General features: G+C 66.4%; 13 protein-coding genes and 1 pseudogene. 7 read left to right on the top strand and 7 right to left on the bottom strand.

Annotated elements, in window-relative coordinates; genetic code table 11:
• Positions 1-88: 88 nt before the first annotated feature.
• Together GA0061098_RS17075 and atzD are read right to left on the bottom strand one after the other, a co-directional pair.
• Positions 89-1,558 (bottom strand): amidase, encoded by a 1,470-nt coding sequence (locus tag GA0061098_RS17075; RefSeq protein ID WP_165637418.1) that lies wholly within the window; start codon positions 1,556-1,558, stop codon positions 89-91.
• 128 nt (positions 1,559-1,686) lie between these two features.
• Positions 1,687-2,796: a cyanuric acid amidohydrolase gene (gene atzD / locus GA0061098_RS17070; RefSeq protein ID WP_091958078.1), complete on the bottom strand. Its 1,110-nt coding sequence runs from the start codon at positions 2,794-2,796 to the stop codon at positions 1,687-1,689.
• Positions 2,797-3,028: 232 nt separating this feature from the next.
• Here atzD and GA0061098_RS17065 point away from each other — a divergent pair, with 232 nt between their 5' ends.
• The 4 genes from GA0061098_RS17065 (at position 3,029) to GA0061098_RS17045 (ending at position 7,970) form a co-directional block, all read left to right on the top strand.
• Entirely contained in the window at positions 3,029-5,365 is a 2,337-nt protein-coding gene (locus GA0061098_RS17065; RefSeq protein WP_091958075.1) for a Tex family protein, read from the top strand.
• Between the two features lie 296 nt (positions 5,366-5,661).
• Positions 5,662-6,120, top strand: coding sequence for a hypothetical protein (locus GA0061098_RS17055; protein WP_091958066.1), 459 nt, complete (start codon positions 5,662-5,664; stop codon positions 6,118-6,120).
• 100 nt (positions 6,121-6,220) lie between these two features.
• Positions 6,221-6,913 (top strand): response regulator transcription factor, encoded by a 693-nt coding sequence (locus GA0061098_RS17050; RefSeq protein WP_018317258.1) that lies wholly within the window; start codon positions 6,221-6,223, stop codon positions 6,911-6,913.
• A complete protein-coding gene (locus GA0061098_RS17045) occupies positions 6,900-7,970 on the top strand; it encodes a sensor histidine kinase (RefSeq protein ID WP_091958062.1) in 1,071 nt (356 codons plus the stop codon). The genes GA0061098_RS17050 and GA0061098_RS17045 overlap by 14 nt, the downstream gene beginning before the upstream one ends.
• Here GA0061098_RS17045 and GA0061098_RS17040 read toward each other — a convergent pair.
• A pseudogene (locus GA0061098_RS17040) lies at positions 7,965-8,338 on the bottom strand (response regulator transcription factor). The gene GA0061098_RS17045 and the pseudogene GA0061098_RS17040 overlap by 6 nt on opposite strands.
• On the bottom strand, positions 8,335-9,201 hold the full coding sequence (locus GA0061098_RS17035; RefSeq protein ID WP_091958058.1) for a S1C family serine protease: 867 nt from the start codon (positions 9,199-9,201) through the stop codon (positions 8,335-8,337). Before GA0061098_RS17035 ends, GA0061098_RS17040 begins: the two are co-directional and overlap by 4 nt.
• A 184-nt stretch (positions 9,202-9,385) precedes the next feature.
• Between GA0061098_RS17035 and GA0061098_RS17030 the strand changes: the two genes are divergently transcribed.
• From GA0061098_RS17030 to GA0061098_RS17020, 3 genes are all read left to right on the top strand, one after another.
• Complete coding sequence (locus tag GA0061098_RS17030) at positions 9,386-10,351, top strand: VOC family protein (RefSeq protein ID WP_091958054.1); 966 nt, start codon at positions 9,386-9,388, stop codon at positions 10,349-10,351.
• Positions 10,352-10,407: 56 nt separating this feature from the next.
• Positions 10,408-11,283, top strand: coding sequence for a dihydrodipicolinate synthase family protein (locus GA0061098_RS17025; protein ID WP_091958049.1), 876 nt, complete (start codon positions 10,408-10,410; stop codon positions 11,281-11,283).
• 306 nt (positions 11,284-11,589) lie between these two features.
• A complete protein-coding gene (locus tag GA0061098_RS17020) occupies positions 11,590-13,914 on the top strand; it encodes a xanthine dehydrogenase family protein molybdopterin-binding subunit (protein WP_091958045.1) in 2,325 nt (774 codons plus the stop codon).
• 217 nt (positions 13,915-14,131) lie between these two features.
• On the opposite strand, the gene GA0061098_RS17015 is transcribed toward GA0061098_RS17020, so the two are convergent.
• The 3 genes from GA0061098_RS17015 to GA0061098_RS17005 are packed head-to-tail and all read right to left on the bottom strand — an operon-like array spanning position 14,132 to position 17,342.
• Positions 14,132-15,328 (bottom strand): acyl-CoA dehydrogenase family protein, encoded by a 1,197-nt coding sequence (locus GA0061098_RS17015; RefSeq protein ID WP_091958041.1) that lies wholly within the window; start codon positions 15,326-15,328, stop codon positions 14,132-14,134.
• 14 nt (positions 15,329-15,342) lie between these two features.
• A complete protein-coding gene (locus GA0061098_RS17010; RefSeq protein WP_091958038.1) occupies positions 15,343-16,482 on the bottom strand; it encodes an acyl-CoA dehydrogenase family protein in 1,140 nt (379 codons plus the stop codon).
• A 5-nt stretch (positions 16,483-16,487) separates the two neighbouring features.
• A complete protein-coding gene (locus tag GA0061098_RS17005; RefSeq protein WP_091958034.1) occupies positions 16,488-17,342 on the bottom strand; it encodes an enoyl-CoA hydratase in 855 nt (284 codons plus the stop codon).
• Positions 17,343-17,494 lie beyond the last annotated feature (152 nt).

Here is a 17,494-nt window from a genome sequence, read left to right as displayed (position 1 = left end):
GAAATCAGACCTCATCCTGAGGAGCCCGCCAACGGCGGGCGTCTCTAAGGATGGCCGCAAGCGCAAGGCCGAAACGAACAGCCAAGCCTCAGCCCACATGCACCTTCGGCTTCTTGCCGCCGTTCCACTTGCCGTCGAGCGCGCGCTCGATCTGGGCGGCGAGTTGCAGCAGCAGCCCGTCATTGGCCTGCTTGGCGATGGCCTGGATGCCCAGCGGCAGGCCGTGGTCTTGGCTGGCCATCGGCATCGAGATCGCGGGCATGCCGCAGAGATTGGCCAGCGGCGTGAAGGCGAAGAAGCGCCAGAGATTGTCGAACCAGTCGCGCACATCAGGATTGTCGGAGATGGTGAGATACTCCCTGGTGCCGACCTTCGGCGTCGGCAGCGCGGTGATCGGCGTCAGGATCACGTCCCACTGCTCGAAGAAGGCGCCGAAGCCGCGCGAGGTGGTGTTGAACACGCCCTGCATCTTGGCACGCTCGGCGAAGCTGGTGTGCCGGCCGGCTTCCCAGATCCGGATGTTCATCGGCTCGATCAGATCTTCCGGCGGCTTTTCCAGCCCGCGGGCGGCCAGCATGTTGGAGATCACCACCGCGAAATTCGAAATGTAGCACGTGGTCTGCGCCTCGAATGCAGCGGGAAGGTCGATCTCCGGCAGTGCATAGTCGACGTGATGGCCGAGCCCTTCGAGGAAGCGTCCGGCCTTCTCCAGCTCGGCTGCGATCTCGGGCGTCGCGGTGTAGTTGCCCCACGTATGGGACAACGCGATGCGCAGCTTCGAGGGATCGCGCTTGATCATCTCGGAATAAGGCTGCGCCGTGGTCCAGAACGGCATGAACTCGCCGGGCGCAGGCCCGCGGGCATGATCGACGAAGGCGGCGGTGTCGCGCACGCTGCGCGACTGGCAGCCCTGGATCGAGACGAGGCCGGTGAGATCGGACATGTGGGGGGCGAGCGAGAACACGCCGCGCGAGACTTTCAGCCCGATATTGCCGTTGACGCCGGCGGGAATGCGGATCGAGCCGCCGCCGTCGGTCGCATGCGCGATCGGCACCACGCCGGCGGCGACCATCGCGGCGCTGCCTGCCGAGGAGCCGCAGGTGGTGTAGTCGGTATTCCAGGGATTGCGGGTGACGTAGACGGCGGGATTGTCGGCCGAAGAGCACACGCCGAATTCCGGCGTCGTGGTGCGTCCGATCAGGTTAAGGCCGGCCTGGCGGAATTTGCCGGTGAGGAACGTATCGGCCGCGGCGCGATTGCCGCGCATCAACAGCGAGCCCATTTCCTGCAGCCGGCCCTTCATGGTCGGCCCGAGGTCCTTCATCAGGAAGGGCACGCCGGCGAAGGGACCTGCGAGATTGGCGCCGTCCCTGGCGGGATCGGCGATCACGTCCTCGAACAGCTCGACCACGCCCGACAGCGCCGGATTGACCTTGGCGACACCCGCGGCGGCCTGGCGCGCCAGCTCCTTCGCCGACAGCTCGCCCTTGCGGACCCGCCCCGCCAGCGCGACGCCATCGTGCTGCGCCCATTCAGTCCAGCTCATCGGCAAGGTCATGAAGTCCTGATCTCCTTAAGGTGCAGCGCCACCTTTTTCGCAAGGGCCCACATGAATCAACTGAGCGGGCGCGAAGGGCAGGGTTGCATGGGGCGGAGAGGTCGCAAGGATTCGGGATGCCGGTCCTATCAATCCGACAGTCGCGCGATCACTGCAACCGGTCCGCCGCCGGCCGGTCCCTGATGCTCGGCGCCACCAGACACGTAGACCGCGCCGGTACCGGCAAGGCCCGCGATCAGGCCACCAACGGCGGCGCGGGCATGGCGTGTCGAGCTGATGTCGGTGTCTTCGAGCATGGTGTGGCGGAAGCCGCGCACGCTGCCATCAGGCGAGGCCTCCGCCTTGGCGAAGATGTTCACGAGCTCGCGGTCCGCGATGCTCTGCGGGGCCAAGCCAAGCCCGACGCTGTTCAACGCCGATACCACCGCCGCGGCGTCGATGGCATCCTCCATCACGGCATGCCCGATCACGAACTCGCTGGCCGACGACGTCGATTTGCCGAGCACGATGACAACATTATGCATCAGCTCGATCCCCGATGAGGTCGAGGCCACCTTGGAGAAGAGATCGTAGCGTCGCAGCACATCCTCGTCGCGGACATCGGAGCCGATCTCGCCGAGTGCGGCCGCAACGCCCAGCGCGGAGGCGCCGCGCGAATAGGCCATTGAGCTGTAAGCGCTCGTCGTCACCGTCTTGTTGCCGCGCGCGTTTGCCGCCGCGACACGCTCGCTAGTCAGCAGCGGGCACTTGATCTGCACGAAATGGACGTCGGCGGGATCAGTGATGCCGGCATCAGTCATCGCGACTTGAACGGCCTTGGCCGTCTCGGTGATCTGCGCGGAGCGGCCGAGCTCTTCGGGCAGGAAGTCCCGCGTGTGCGCCATGCCGATGCACAGGCGCTTGTCGGACGGGCCTGCCGGGCGCTCGACCTTGCTGCGCGTGAACACCGTAAGATGCGGGCTGAGCACGCCCTCGGTGCCGCCGGACATCACGAAGGCGATGCGTTGCTCGACTGCCTCCGGCGACAGGCCGAGCTGGGGCGCCAGCGCCGTGCACAGCGCGCTTACAGCGTACTCCCGCGTGAAATCATTGACGCCGCCATTGCCTTCGGTCTTGCCGAGAATGGCGAGGATCGACCTGGGATCGATCGTGCCGGAGCCGATCAGGTTCATGAGGCCGGAGACGTCGCCGGGGCCAATGGTGGCGATCCTGAAGACGCCGACCGATGTCGTACGCATGATTAGTCCTTGGAATTCGGTAGCCCGGCAGAGAAGGAGGTGCGGAACGCGGGGCCGATGTCAAGCCGTCGCGCGCTTACGAATGTGGCGAGATCGCATCATCTCGACAAAAAATCCTCTGTCGACGATGCTAGGCCGTACCTTGATGAATCAGCCCCGGTTGGTCCATAAGCGGCGTCCCGTGGCCGGTGGTTCGCCGCCGCACAGCGGGCTTGGATAAAGGGAATCTCGCGTGGCAAATATCAACCAGAAAATTGCGCAGGAGCTTGGGGTTCGGGCGGAGCAGGTCGAGGCGACGGTGACGCTGCTCGATGGCGGCGCCACGGTTCCCTTCATCGCCCGCTACCGCAAGGAAGCGACCGGTGCGCTCGACGACGCGCAATTGCGCACCCTGGAGGAGCGCCTGGGTTACCTGCGCGAGCTCGAGGACCGCCGCAAGGCCATCCTCGAATCAGTCCGCGAGCAGGGCAAGCTCGATGCCGCGCTCGAGGCCTCCATTCTCGCCGCCGACAGCAAAGCCCGTCTCGAAGACATCTATCTGCCGTTCAAGCCGAAGCGCCGCACCAAGGCGGAGATCGCCAAGGAGGCCGGCCTCGAGCCGCTCGCCAACCAGCTGATGGCGGAGCCGACCAACGATCCGAAGGCCGTGGCCGAAGGCTTCATCAACGCCGAGAAGGGCGTTGCGGATGCCGCCGCCGCGCTGGACGGTGCCCGCGCCGTCCTGGTCGAACGCTTCGACGAGGACGCCGATCTGATCGGCGCGCTTCGCGAGGAAATGTGGACCAATGCGCGCATGGCCTCCAAGGTGCGCGACGGCAAGAAGACCGAGGGCGAGAAGTTCGCCGACTATTTCGAGTTCTCCGAGCCGCTGACCAAGCTGCCCTCGCACCGCATCCTCGCGATGTTCCGCGGCGAGAAGGAGGAGATCCTCGACCTGCAGATCCAGGCCGAGGCCGAGGCGCCGCCGCCGGGCGTGCCCAGCGCCTATGAACTGAAGATCATGAAGCGGTTCGGCATCGCCGACCTCAAGCGCGCCGGCGACCGCTGGCTGATCGACACCGTGCGCTGGGCCTGGCGCACCAAGATCCAGGTGCATCTCAATATCGACCTGCGCATGCGGCTGTGGAACGCAGCCGAGACCGAGGCCGTGCGCGTGTTCGCCTCCAATTTGCGCGATCTCCTGCTGGCCGCGCCGGCCGGCACCCGCGTCACCATGGGGCTCGATCCCGGCTATCGCACCGGCGTCAAGGTCGCCGTCACCGATGCGACCGGCAAGGTGGTCGATACCGCCGTGATCTATCCGCACGAGCCGCAGCGGCAGTGGAACGAGTCGCTCGCGACCCTCGGCAAGCTCGCACTGAAGCATCGTGTCGAGCTGATCGCGATCGGCAACGGCACCGCCTCGCGCGAGACCGACAAGCTCGCAGGCGATCTCGTCAAGGGTCTGGCCGAGCTGAAGATGACCAAGATCGTGGTGTCGGAAGCCGGCGCGTCGGTCTATTCGGCCTCGGCTTTCGCCTCGGAGGAATTGCCGGGTCTCGACGTCACGCTGCGCGGCGCGGTCTCGATCGCGCGACGGCTGCAGGATCCGCTCGCCGAGCTCGTCAAGATCGAGCCCAAGGCGATCGGCGTCGGCCAGTATCAGCACGATCTCGGCCAGGCCAAGCTCGCAAAATCGCTGGATGCCGTGGTCGAGGACTGCGTGAACGCCGTCGGTGTCGACGTCAACACCGCCTCCGCACCGCTGCTCGCCCGCGTGTCGGGTGTCGGCTCAGGTCTGGCGCAGAGCATCGTGGCGCATCGTGACGCCAACGGTCCGTTCAAGTCGCGCAAGGCGCTCAAGGAGGTGCCGCGGCTCGGGCCGAAGGCGTTCGAGCAGTGCGCCGGCTTCCTGCGCATCCTCGGCGGCGAGGACCCGCTCGACGCCTCCGGCGTGCATCCGGAAGCCTATCCGGTGGTGCGCCGGATCCTCAGCGCCACCAAGAGCGACATCAAGGCGCTGATCGGCAGCAGCGAGATCGTGCGCACCTTGAAGCCGAAGGATTTCGTCGACGAGACCTTCGGTCTGCCGACCGTCACCGACATCTTGAAGGAATTGGAAAAGCCCGGCCGCGATCCGCGTCCGGCGTTCAAGGCCGCCGTGTTCAAGGAAGGCGTCGAGGAGATCAAGCATCTCCAGAAGGGCATGATCCTCGAGGGCACCGTGACCAACGTCGCCGCGTTCGGCGCCTTCGTCGACATCGGCGTGCACCAGGACGGCCTCGTGCACATCTCCGCGATGTCCAAGACCTATATCAAGGACCCGCGTGAGGTGGTGAAGCCCGGCGACATCGTTAAGGTGAAGGTGCTGGACTTCGAGGTCGCCCGCAAGCGCATCTCGCTGACCTTGCGTCTCGACGACGAGGTCGGCGCCAAGAAGGACGCCCCCGGCATGCAGCGCGACAACAGCTCGCGCAACCCGTCACGCATGACGTCGTCCGCACCGCGAAAGCAGGAATCGTCCGGCGGCGGCGCCCTCGCCGAAGCCCTGCGCCGCGCCGCGGAGAAGAACAACGGCAAGCGGGCGTGAGATATTGACCTCTCCCCGCCCTTTGCGGGGAGAGGTCAACTGCTGGATGTACGGCGAACTCGCTCCACATCGTCATTGCGAGCGCAGCGAAGCAATCCAGAATCCCTCCTCGGAAAGATCCTGGATTGCTTCGCCGCAAGAGCTCCTCGCAATGACGGGGAGAGAGTTGGACGCCCTCTCCCTAACACCCGCGTCAGAATCTGGCGCGTTTGTAAGTTGAAGGCGCCGACCCCTTGCTCTCATCTGATCATCCTCGTGCGGCGTTAAGACCGCCGCACTGCAAGGAGGATGCTTCGATGAACAACAGGCTTCTCAAAAGCCTCACCGCGGTGACGGTCGCCGCAGCGATGGCGGCAGCTTCACCAGTGCTCGCCCGTGGCGGCGGCGGACACGGCGGCTTCGGCGGTGGTGGTCATTTCGGCGGTGGTGGTCATTTCGGGGGTGGCGGGCATTTCGGTGGCGGCATGCACGCAGGCGGCTTCGGTGGCATGCGCGCCGGCGGGATGGGCGGTGCGCGCTTCGCCCATGTCGGCGGTCCCGCCTTTGGCGGCGCACGCTTCGCGCATGCGGGGATCGGGCCGCGTTTCGCCGGTGCCGGCTGGCACGGCCACCGCGGCTTCCACCATCATCATTTCCGTCGTTTCGCCGTCTTCGGCGCGCCCTTCATTTACGCCGGCTACAATGACGGCTGCTGGCGCAGGAGCTGGACGCCCTATGGATGGCAATGGGTCAATGTGTGCGGAGACTATTGGTAGTCGCATCGCCGTACCGCACCATTGTCGCGATCGCCACCGGGCGGTTCCGTCCAGCCCCGGAACGGGATAGTCTGGTGGCGATTGTCGCGCGGAGTTTTGCATGACCGGAGGTCACCGTCGCATCCTGGTCGTCGAGGACGATCCGGAAACCGCAGGCCAGCTCGTCGAGGAATTGACGACCTCCGGCTACGACGTCGATCTCGCAGCCAGCGGGCGTGAAGCCCTCAGCCACGGCGCCGCGCGCGATTATGCCGTGATCACGATCGACCGCATGCTGCCCGATATCGACGGCATCAGCGTGATGCGCCAATTGCGCGACGACGGCGTCGCCGCGCCGTTCCTGATCATCTCCGCGCTCGGCGAGGTCGATGATCGCGTCCGCGGCCTGCGCGCCGGCGGCGACGACTATCTGGTCAAGCCCTTCTCCTTCACCGAATTGCTGGCGCGGCTCGAGGCGCTCGGCCGCCGCAGCGAGACCATCGCCAAGGAGACGCTGCTGCGGGTCGGCGATCTCGCCATCGATCTGATCGCACGCAACGCCAGCCGCCGCGGCCGGAAGATTCCGTTGCTGCCGCGCGAATTCCAGCTGCTCGAATATCTCGTCCGCAACGAGGGCCGGGTCGTCTCCCGCGCGATGCTGCTCCAGCACGTCTGGGACCTGCATTTCGATCCCTCCACCAACATCATCGACGTCTATGTCGGTCGCGTCCGCCGCAAGGTCGACGATGCCCAGGCCTATCCGCTGATCCACACCATCCGCGGCATCGGATATTGCCTCCGTGCTCCTGGTTAAGACGCTCCGCTCCTCGACCTTCCGCCTGGCGCTGATCGCGATCGCGGCGTTCGGGCTGATCGTCGCGGCGATCATGGCCTATGTCTATTTCGGCACGATCGCCTATGTGCGGAGCCGGGTCGGCGACGCCGGCGATCACAGCGGCTTCACCGCGATGATCGAGCTTGCGATGGCGGCGGTTGCCGTGCTGCTGCTGGTGCTCGCCGGGCTCGCCGCGGTGCTGGTGACGCGGCGCACGGTCGGGCGGATCGAGGAGATCAACGCCACCAGCCGCGCCATCATGCTCTCAGGCCTCGACCAGCGCATTCCCTTGCGCGGCAGCCATGACGAATGGGACCGCGTCGCCGAGAACCTCAACCAGATGCTCGACCGCATCGAGACGTTGATGGGCGAGGTCAAGCAGGTCAGCGACAACGTCGCCCACGATCTGCGCACGCCGCTGACGCGGATGCACGGCCGGCTGGAAAAGGCCTATCACCACGAACGCAACAGCGAGGCGGATGCCGCGCTGATCGGCGACACCATCGCCGATCTCGACGCCGTGCTCGGCATGTTCGCCTCCATCACCCGGATCTCCGAGATCGAGACCCGCGCCCGCACCGGCGCCTTCCGCGCGCTCGACCTCGCCGAGATCGCCGGCGAGGTCGTCGAACTCTACGACGCCGCCGCCGAGCAGGTCTCAACGCGCCTCAGCCTCGCCGGAGACCGCGAGGTGCCAATCACCGGCGATCGCGACCTGCTGTTCGATGCCATCGCCAATCTCGTCGACAACGCGATCAAGCACGGCTGCAAAGGCGGGCAGGTGACCGTGACTTGCCGCAGCGTCGATGGCGGCGCGGTGATCGCCATCGCCGACGATGGTCCGGGCATTCCAACCGAGGAGCGCGATCACGTCTTCAAGCGCTTCTACCGGCTCGAGCAGAGCCGCTACACGCCGGGCAACGGGCTTGGCCTCAGTCTCGTCGCCGCGGTCGCGCGCCTTCACGGCGCGGGAATAGCGCTGCATGACAATGCGCCGGGCCTGACGGTCGAGCTCAGCTTTCCGGCGGCCTCATAGCTCGATCACGCCGCGGCGCGCCGCATGCGCCACCGCATCGGTGCGGCCGGTGGCATCCAGCTTGTCGAGCAGCGAGCCGACATGGAATTTGACGGTGTGTGCACGGAGATGCCGAGCCGGCGGGCGATCATCTTGTTGGAGGCACCCTCGGCCATCAGCGCCAGCACGTCGAGCTCGCGCTGCGTCAGCGCGATGTCGGCGGGCATGATGCGCGGATCACGAGCGACGACCGTCGCCGCGGCCGCCTCGCCGGGCCCGGCAAGGCGAAGCCCGGCGACGCTGCCGAGCAAGGCCGCCAGGCGATCGGCGAGGGCGGGATCGTCAATCTCCAGGGCAAGCACGATCTCCGGCGTCCGGTCCTCGCTCAAGCCTCCGGCCTCTCGCCGACCGTGACCTTGAAGCTGATCGGCTCGCCGCCGCGGCGCGCCGCGACGTCGACCACCGCGCCGACGCTCGAAGGACCCAGCGTTCGCGACAGCGCGCGCACGCCTGACAGCTTCTGGTCGTTGACCGCGACGATCACGTCGCCCTGGCGGATGCCGGCCGCGGCCGAAGGACCGGCCCTGTCGACGTTCATCACCATCGCGCCGATTCCGTCGTCGAGCCGCACCGGCTGGAGCCCGAGGCCGAGATATCCGCGCGCGATGCGGCCGCGCGTCTCAAGCTGGGCCGCGACGCGCTCGATCGTCGCGGTCGGGATCACCAGCACGCGGCGCGGGCCGAGCACGGCCATGCCGAAGGCTTCGCCCGATGCATCGAGCGCAAGGCCGCCCTCCTGGCTGCCGCGCAGGCGGACATCGAGCTCGATCCGCGCATCGATCTCGCCGCCGCGCAGGGAGCGCCAGCCGCTGCCGGACGCCGATACCATCCCCAGCGCGGCACTCGGCGTCTCGCGGTTGGTGGCCACCACGATCGACAACGCGCCGAGGGGCGGGACTGTTGCGGCGAACTTGACCGGCGTAGCAGCGGCCTCAGTGCGCAGCAGCGCGATATCGGTGGTGTGGTCGCGGCCCACGATCGTGGCGGCCGCGCGGCTGCCGTCGGGCAAGCCGATCTCGACCTCGCCCTCATCGGCCAGCGCCTCGTCGGCGGTGACGATCAGGCCTGGCTTCCACGCAAAGCCGGTCGCACGGGAGCGATGCGAATGCACCGAGACGATTGAGGGCGCAGTGCGCGCCACCACATCCGCAAGGGCGGACGACAGTGAGGACAGGGGAGTTGGGTCAGTCATGGCTGGCTCCTGTAAGCTGCCCTCAATCTGGGATGTCGCGGGGAATCGCGAAACTGGCCGGGTGGTCAGGACACCGCCTGTTACGGCCGACGAACATGTGATTGGGAGCCGCTCACGGGAACGTGTAGCAATTGGACCGACATTGCGCCGCACGGCCTCAACCAGTTTCAGCGAGCCCTGACTGATGACCATCGACCTCACCCGCCGCACCCTGCTGCAACTCGCCGGCGCGACCTCGCTTGCCATGGCCGCCGCAGCTGCCGCACGGGCCGAGGGCACGCCGCAGGGCGGCGGGCCGACCTATGCCAGCCGCACGCCGATGCGGGTCGGCATGGTGACGCTGCGGGTGAAGAATCTCGACAAGGTCGCCGACTATTACCGCGATGTGATCGGCCTCACGGTGATGGAGCGCTCGGCGACTGCGGCGAAGCTTGGTACGGCCGGCGTCACGCTGCTGGTGCTGGAGGCCCGCCCCGATGCGGAAATCGAGCCGCGCAATGCCGCCGGCCTCTATCACACCGCCTTCCTGATGCCGACCCGCAAGGATCTGGCGCGCTGGCTTGTGCACGCGGCCTCGCACCGCGTGAAGCTGTCGGGCTTCGCCGATCACCTCGTCAGCGAATCCGTCTACCTCGACGATCCCGAAGGCAACGGCATCGAGGTCTATGCTGACCGCGATCCCTCGCAATGGCAATGGAGCGAGGGCAGCGTGAAGATGGCGTCCGACGAGCTCAACATTCCCGATCTCCTGTCGCTGACCAATACGCGCGTGCCTGATTACGCCAGGGCACCGGACGGAATGCGCATCGGCCACATGCATCTGCGCGTCGGCGATCTCGCGCAGGCCGGAGGCTTCTATCATGGCGCGATTGGCCTCGATCCGACCCGCAGCCGCAATGGCGCGGCGTTCCTGTCGTCGGGCCGCTATCATCATCACCTCGGCATGAACGTCTGGCAGAGCCAGGGCGCCGGTCAGCGCGACGATCAGATGACGGGTCTCGCCTGGTTCTCGCTGGTCATGGCCAAGCCGGAGCTGCTCGCCGCGCAGGAAGAGCGCCTGCGCAAAGGCGGTGCGAAGGTCACGGCGCTTGCCGACGGCGTGGAGGCGATCGATCCCTGGGGCACGCGAGTACGCTTGCTCAAGGTTTGATCGCGGGGGCGGGCATTGCTAATACCCGTCGGGTGCCAGCTTCCGGAGCCCCCGACATGTCCGAATTCCACGGCGTCTTTCCCTATCTCGTCTCGCCCGTCGATGCCGACGGCACAGTGCGGACGAACGTCCTCGCAAAGCTCTGCGACGATCTGATCGGCGCGGGCGTGCACGGGCTGACACCGCTGGGTTCGACCGGTGAGTTCGCCTATCTCAGTGCCGCGCAACGCACGGCGGTCGTGCAGACCACGATCGAGGCGGCGAAGGGCCGGGTGCCCGTGATCGCGGGCGTCGCCTCGACCTCGACGGCGGATGCGGTGGCGCAGGCGAGGGCGTACCAGAAGTGTGGGGCCGACGGCATCCTGGCGATCCTGGAGGCGTATTTCCCGCTCAGTGATGCCCAGGTCGAATCCTACTTCCGCGCCATCGCGGATGCCGTCGACATTCCCGTCGTGATCTACACCAATCCGCAATTCCAGCGCTCCGACCTCACCCTCGACATCATCGCGCGCCTCGCCGAGCACCCGCGCATCGGCTACATCAAGGACGCCTCGACCAACACCGGCCGGCTGCTCTCGATCATGAACCGCTGCGGCGATGCCTTGCGGGTGTTCTCGGCCTCCGCCCACATCCCGGCCGCGGTGATGCTGATCGGCGGGCTTGGCTGGATGGCGGGACCGGCCTGCATCATCCCGCGCCAGAGTGTCGCGCTCTACGACCTCTGCAAGGCCGGCCGCTGGGACGAGGCCATGGCGCTCCAGCGCCGGCTGTGGCGCATCAACGAAGCTTTCGCCCGCTTCAACCTCGCCGCCTGCATCAAGGCGGGGCTTTCGATCCAGGGCTACGACGTCGGCGACCCCGTCCCGCCGCAGGCCGCACTGACCGCCGAGGCGCGCAAGGTGGTGGAGGCGGCGCTCAGGGAGCTTGCGTAGCTTCCGTAGGGTGGGCAAAGCGAAGCGTGCCCACGACTTTTCTCGACGTCAAAGAGATCGTGGGCACGGCGCAAGCCGCTCTCAGTAGCCGTCATTCCGGGGCGATGCGTAGCATCGAACTAGGGTGCGCCCTTGCGCACCCGAGAATCTCGAGATTCCGGGTTCGTCCTTCGGACGCCCCGGAATGACAAAACTCAATTGGCATGCCGAAATCGTGGATATCCCGCCCAAAACCGCGGCTGGCCTCGCATGCCTCGATCCGCTAAAAGGCTGCCGCATTTCAAGCGACCCTGAGGACCCCACGGAATGAACATTCTTCCCGGCAATTTGCGTTTCGGAGCGGGGCAGCCCGTCAAGCGTTTGGAAGACCAGCGGCTGCTGACCGGGAAGGGGCAATTCATCGACGACAAGCCGGGCGACGGCGCCCTGTGGCTCTACGTGCTGCGCTCGCCGCATGCCCACGCCAAGATCGTCTCGATCGACACCAGTGCAGCCGCCGCGATGCCGGGCGTGACCGCGATCTACACCGGCGCCGACCTCGTCAAGGACGATGTCGGCAGCATCCCGACGTTGAGCATCTTCAAGCGCCCGGACGGCAAGCCGATGACGGTGCCGCCGCGCCGGCTGCTCGCCCATGAGGTCGTGCGCTACGCGGGTGAAGCCGTGGCTGCCGTCGTGGCGTCGTCCCGCGTCGAGGCGCAGAGCGCGGCGGAAGCGATCGTGGTCGAGTACGACGTGCAGCCTGCGGTGGTCGATCCGGTCGAGGCCGTCAAGCCCGGCGCGCCCGTGGTGTGGCCGGAGGCGCCCGACAACATCGTCGGCGCGATGGCTTACGGCGATGCCGCCAAAGTGGACGAGGCGTTTGCCAAAGCCGCGCACAGCGTCGAGCTCGATCTCGTCAGCCAGCGCCTCGTGCCGTCGGCGATGGAGCCGCGCTCGACCATTGCCGAGATCGACAAGAAGACCGGCCGTCTGCTGCTGCATGTGCAGTCGCAGACCCCGGCCTCCACCCGCGACGTGCTCGCCGAGGCCGTGCTGAAGCGTCCCAAGGACAGCGTCCGCGTGCTGGTCGGCGATATCGGCGGCGGCTTTGGCCAGAAGACCAACCTCTATCCCGAGGACGGCATCGTCGCTTATGCCGCGACAAAGCTGAGCAAGAAGATCCGCTGGCGCGGCGATCGCACCGACGAATTCGTCGGTGGCACCCACGGCCGCGATCTCACCTCGACTGCCTCCTTCGCGCTGGACGAGAAGGGCAAGGTGCTGGCCTATCGCGTCAAGTCGATCGGCTGCACCGGCGCCTATTCCTCGGGCGCGGCGAACATCATCCCGCTGGTGCTCGGCCCGTTCGTGCAGACCGGCGTCTACGATTTGCCGCTGGTGCATTTCGAGGTGAAGTCGGTGATGACCCACACCGCGCCCGTCGGTGCCTATCGCGGCGCAGGCCGGCCCGAAGCGGTCTTCATCGTCGAGCGCCTGTTCGACGCCGCCGCGCGAAAAATCGGCATCGATCCGCGCGCGATCCGCAAAGCCAACTACATCAAGCCGGGTCAGCTGCCCTACACCAATGCGGCGGGCCAGGTTTATGACTCCGGTGCCTTCGCGCACATGCTCGACCGCGCCGTGAAGTTGGCGGACTGGGACGGCTTTGCCGCGCGCAAGAAGGCGGCGAAGAAGAAGGGCCTGCTCTACGGACGCGGTCTCACCTCCTACATCGAATGGACCGGCGGCCGCGCCCACACCGAGAAGGTCAGCCTGCACGCGACCTCTCAAGGCCGCGTCGTGCTGCATTCCGGCACCATGGCGATGGGGCAGGGGCTGCAGACCACCTACACCCAGATGATCTCCGACACGCTCGGCATTGCCATGGACAAGATCGATGTCGTGCAAGGCGACACCGATCTCGCGATGGGCTTCGGCAGCGTCGGCTCGCGCTCGCTGTTCGTCGGTGGCACGGCCGTGGCGGTCTCCTCGAATGACCTCATCCAGAAGGCGCGCGAGAAGGCGGCGAACGTGCTCGAAACCTCCGTCGAGGACATCGAATATCAGGGCGGCATGCTCACCGTGGTCGGCACAGACCGCCGCATCAGCCTGTTCGACATCGCCGAGAAGGAGGGCGGCGCCAAGCTCAGCGTCGATTCCGAAGGCGAAGTCGACGGTCCGAGCTGGCCGAACGGCACGCATATCTGCGAGGTCGAGATCGATCCTGAAACCGGCGTCTCCAAGGTCGTGCGTTACACCACGGTCGACGACGTCGGCGTTGCCGTGAACCCGATGCTGGTCACCGGCCAGATCCATGGCGGTGTCGCGCAGGGCATCGGCCAGGCGCTCTATGAAGGCGTCTCGTATGATGCCGATGGCCAGCTCCTTACCGCGAGCTACCAGGACTATTGCATCCCGCGCGCCGACGACGTGCCGCCGATCGTGGTGACGCTCGATGGTTCCGCGCCCTGCCGCACCAATCCGCTCGGCGCCAAGGGCTGCGGCGAATCCGGTGCCATCGGCGGCCCGCCCTGCGTCACTAATGGTGTGATGGACGCACTCGCCGAGCTCGGCATCACCCAGCTGAATACGCCGCTGACGCCGCAGAAGATCTGGCAGGCGATCAGGGATGCGAAGGTGGCGGGTTAGGCGCAACGCGTTGTTGTGGTGGCTGTCGCGACAAACTCAACTGTCGTCCCGGGGCGCGCAAAGCGCGAACCCGGGACCCATAGCCACAGGGAGGAGTTTGGCGCGAGCTGGTAACTCCGAGTCCCCGCAACCACATCTCCCTGTGGTTATGGGTCCCCGCCTTCGCGGGGACGACAGCGGAGAATGCCGCGCCAACTCGAGCTAAATTCCTGGCCCCTCAAATCCCCAGCATCGTCTTCGCAATAATATCGCGCTGGATCTCCGAGGTGCCGCCGAAGATCGTATAGGCGCGGCCGTTGAGATATTCCGGCACCATTGTCAGCATCTCCTCCGGCGTCGCGGGCTCGTGGTTGAGCTTGTAGAGCGGCCGCATCGGCTCGACGGCGAGGGCGTCGTGGCCGATCACGTCGACCCCGAGCCGCGTCACGGCCTGGCGGATTTCGCTGTTGCGCAGCTTCAGGATCGACGACACTGCGCCGGGATTCTGTCCGGTCTGCAGCGCGGAGAGCACGCGCAGCTCGGTCATTTCAAGCGCGTCGATATCGACTTCCACCTCCGAGATGCGCGCCGCGATATCGGGACTGTCGATGGCGCGGCCGGTCAGGTCCGACTCGGCGAGATCCGAAATCGCCTTCAGCCCCTCGCGCAGCTTGGCCGAGGCGATGCCCGAGCCGCGCTCGAACTCGAGCAGATATTTGCCGTAGGTCCAGCCCTTGCCTTCCTCGCCGACGCGGTTGGCCACGGGCACGTGGACGTCGTCGAAGAACACCTGGTTGACCTCGTGGTCGCCGCCGATCGTCAGGATCGGGCGTGTCGTGATCCCCGGCGTCTTCATGTCGATCAAGATAAAACTGATGCCGTCCTGCTGCCGCGGCCCGTCGCTGGTGCGCACCAGCGCGAACATTCGGTTGGCGTGATGCGCATGCGTGGTCCAGATTTTTGTGCCGTTGATGATGTAGTCGTCGCCGTCGCGCACCGCGCGCGTCTTCAGCGAGGAGAGGTCGGAGCCGGAGCCCGGCTCGGAATAGCCCTGGCACCAGTAATCTTCGCCGGAAAGAATCCGCGGCAGGTAGAAGTTCTTCTGCTCGGGCGAGCCGAAGCCGATGATGACCGGCCCGACCATCTTCACGCCCATGACATTCACATTGGGCACGCCGGCCCGCGCGGACTCTGTCTCGAAGATCCAGCGCTGCGCCGGCGTCCAGGCCGGGCCGCCATGTTCGACCGGCCAGCCCGGCGCGCCCCAGCCCTGCCTGTGTAGCGCGCGCTGCCAGGCCATGCCGATATCAGGGTCGGAGAATACCGACGGCGTCAGCGCGGTCGCGCGCTTCATCTCCTCGGTGAGGTTCTTGGCAATGAAGCCGCGCACCTCGCTCTGGAAGGCGCGCTCCTCGGCATTGAACGACAGGTCCATGAAGCTCTCCCGTATCAGGCCTTGCGGCCAAGTTCGGCGTGGCGGGCGTAGTGGTGCGCGCTGCCGCCAAACAGCGTGTCGAAGGCGACGAGGCGCTTGAAATAGGCGCCGACCTCGAGCTCCTCGGTGACGCCCATGCCGCCGTGGAGCTGGATCGACTGCTCGCCGACGAAGCGCGCGCATTTGCCGATCTTGGCTTTCGCGCCGGACGCGGCCCGTGCCCGCTCGACCGGCGCGGCATCTGCCTTGAGCGCAGCGCGCAGTGCCATCGAGCGAGACTCGTCGACCTGCATCGCCATGTCGGCGAGGCGATGGCGGATCACCTGGTTGGCCGACAGCGGCCGTCCGAACTGCTTTCGGATCTTGGTGTATTCGAGCGTGGTGTCCAGCAGCGTCTGCATGATGCCGACGGCCTCCGCACCGAGCGCCGCCATGGCGCAGTCAATAGCCCATTCGATGGCCGGCAGCGCGTCGTGACCGTCACCGAGCAGGGCGTCCTCCGGCAGATGCACGTCGGACAGCTCGATGTTGCAGGCGCGACCGCCGCCGAGGCGCGGATAGTCGCTGACGACGAGGCCAGGCGTCGTCGCCGGCACGAGGAACAGGCCGATCCGTCCCGAAGGCCTCTGATGATCATGAATGTGCGCGGAGACGATGAACTCGTCGGCGGCATGACCGTCGAGCACGGCGATCTTGCTGCCGGCAAGGCGCCAGCCCTGCGCGGTCCGGTCGGCGGCGGTTGCGACCCTGGCGAGATCGAACCTTGCCGCGCGCTCGGAATGCGCCAACGCAAGCTTCAATGATCCATCCGCGATCTTCGGCAGGCTCTCCTGCTTCTGCTCATTGGTGCCGCATCTGGCGATCAGTGCGGCTCCCAGCACCACGGTCGCGACATAGGGCTCCGATACCAGCCCACGACCGAACGCCTCCATCAGGATGCCGATCTCGACCGCGCCGCCGCCAAGGCCGCCGAACTCTTCCGCAATCGGCAGCGCCAGCCAGCCGAGCTCGGCGAACTGCTTCCACACCGCCGGGCTGAAGCCGAGCGGATCGTTCGCCATCTTGCGGCGGTGATCGGCATCGTAGCTTCCGGCCGCGAAGCGCTCCGCGCTCTCGCGCAGCAGTCTTTGCTCGTCGCTGAGATTGAGGTCCATCGCAATTACTCCGCGGCCGCCGGCGGCTTGCGCACGGAGGGATGCAGGCCTGAGGGATCGACGATCATGCCGAACTCCTGAAGATTGTGGGCATGGCAAAGCTGATGCAGCGCAAAGGCCTGGTCGGTCGCGGCGGGCTGGCCCATCACGTCGACCGAGCGGTTCACCGCTTCCTTGGTCATCTTCAGCGCGAAGGCCGGCTTTGCCGCAATCCTGCGCGCCAGCTCCAGCGTGCGCGCAGAAAGCTCCGCGCGCGGCACGACCTGATTGACCATGCCGAGCTGGTGCGCCACCTCGGCGCTCCAGTTGTCGGCGGTGAACAGGAACTCCTTGGCCTTGCGCGCGCCGAGCTCCCAGGGGTGCACGAACCATTCGACACCGCAGACGCCCATGGTCACCACGGGATCGCAGAACTGCGCGTCGTCGCTGGCCATGATGAGGTCGCAGGCCCAGGCCAGCATCAGCCCGCCGGCGATGCACTTGCCGTGGACCTCGGCAATGGTCGGTTTTGCCAGATTGCGCCAGCGCCGGGTGATCTGGAGATAGATTTCCTGCTCGCGCGCGAAGCGGCCATGGGCATTCGGTTCAGCAAAACCGCCCCAATTTCCGATCGGTGGAAAATCGACACCGGCGGTATTCTTGCTGCCGGGACGCAGATCATGGCCGGAGGAGAAGTGCGGACCGTTGCCGGCGAGGATGATCACCTTGACCGCATCGTCCTGCACCGCCGCGTCGAAGGCGGCGTTAAGGTCGTAGGTCATTTGCAGGTTCTGCGCGTTGCGCGCCTCCCGCCGGTTCATCACGATCCGGGTGATCGCCGGATCCGGCCTCTCCACGAGGATGGTCTCGAACGAGGTCATCGCGTTCCCCCCGGTGCTCTGTCTTATTGTTTCGTCGAGTTGACTATGTCGGTCAGGGATAGGCAAGAGGCTTGCGTCAGTCGGCTGGGGTGCGCTCATCCAGCGCAGTCATTCCGGGATGGTCCGAAGGACCAGACCCGGAATCTCGAGAT

The sequence above is a fragment of the Bradyrhizobium shewense genome (assembly GCF_900094605.1).
GTDB classification, from domain to species: Bacteria; Pseudomonadota; Alphaproteobacteria; order Rhizobiales; family Xanthobacteraceae; genus Bradyrhizobium; species Bradyrhizobium shewense.
This window is presented reverse-complemented; position numbering and strand designations above follow the sequence as displayed.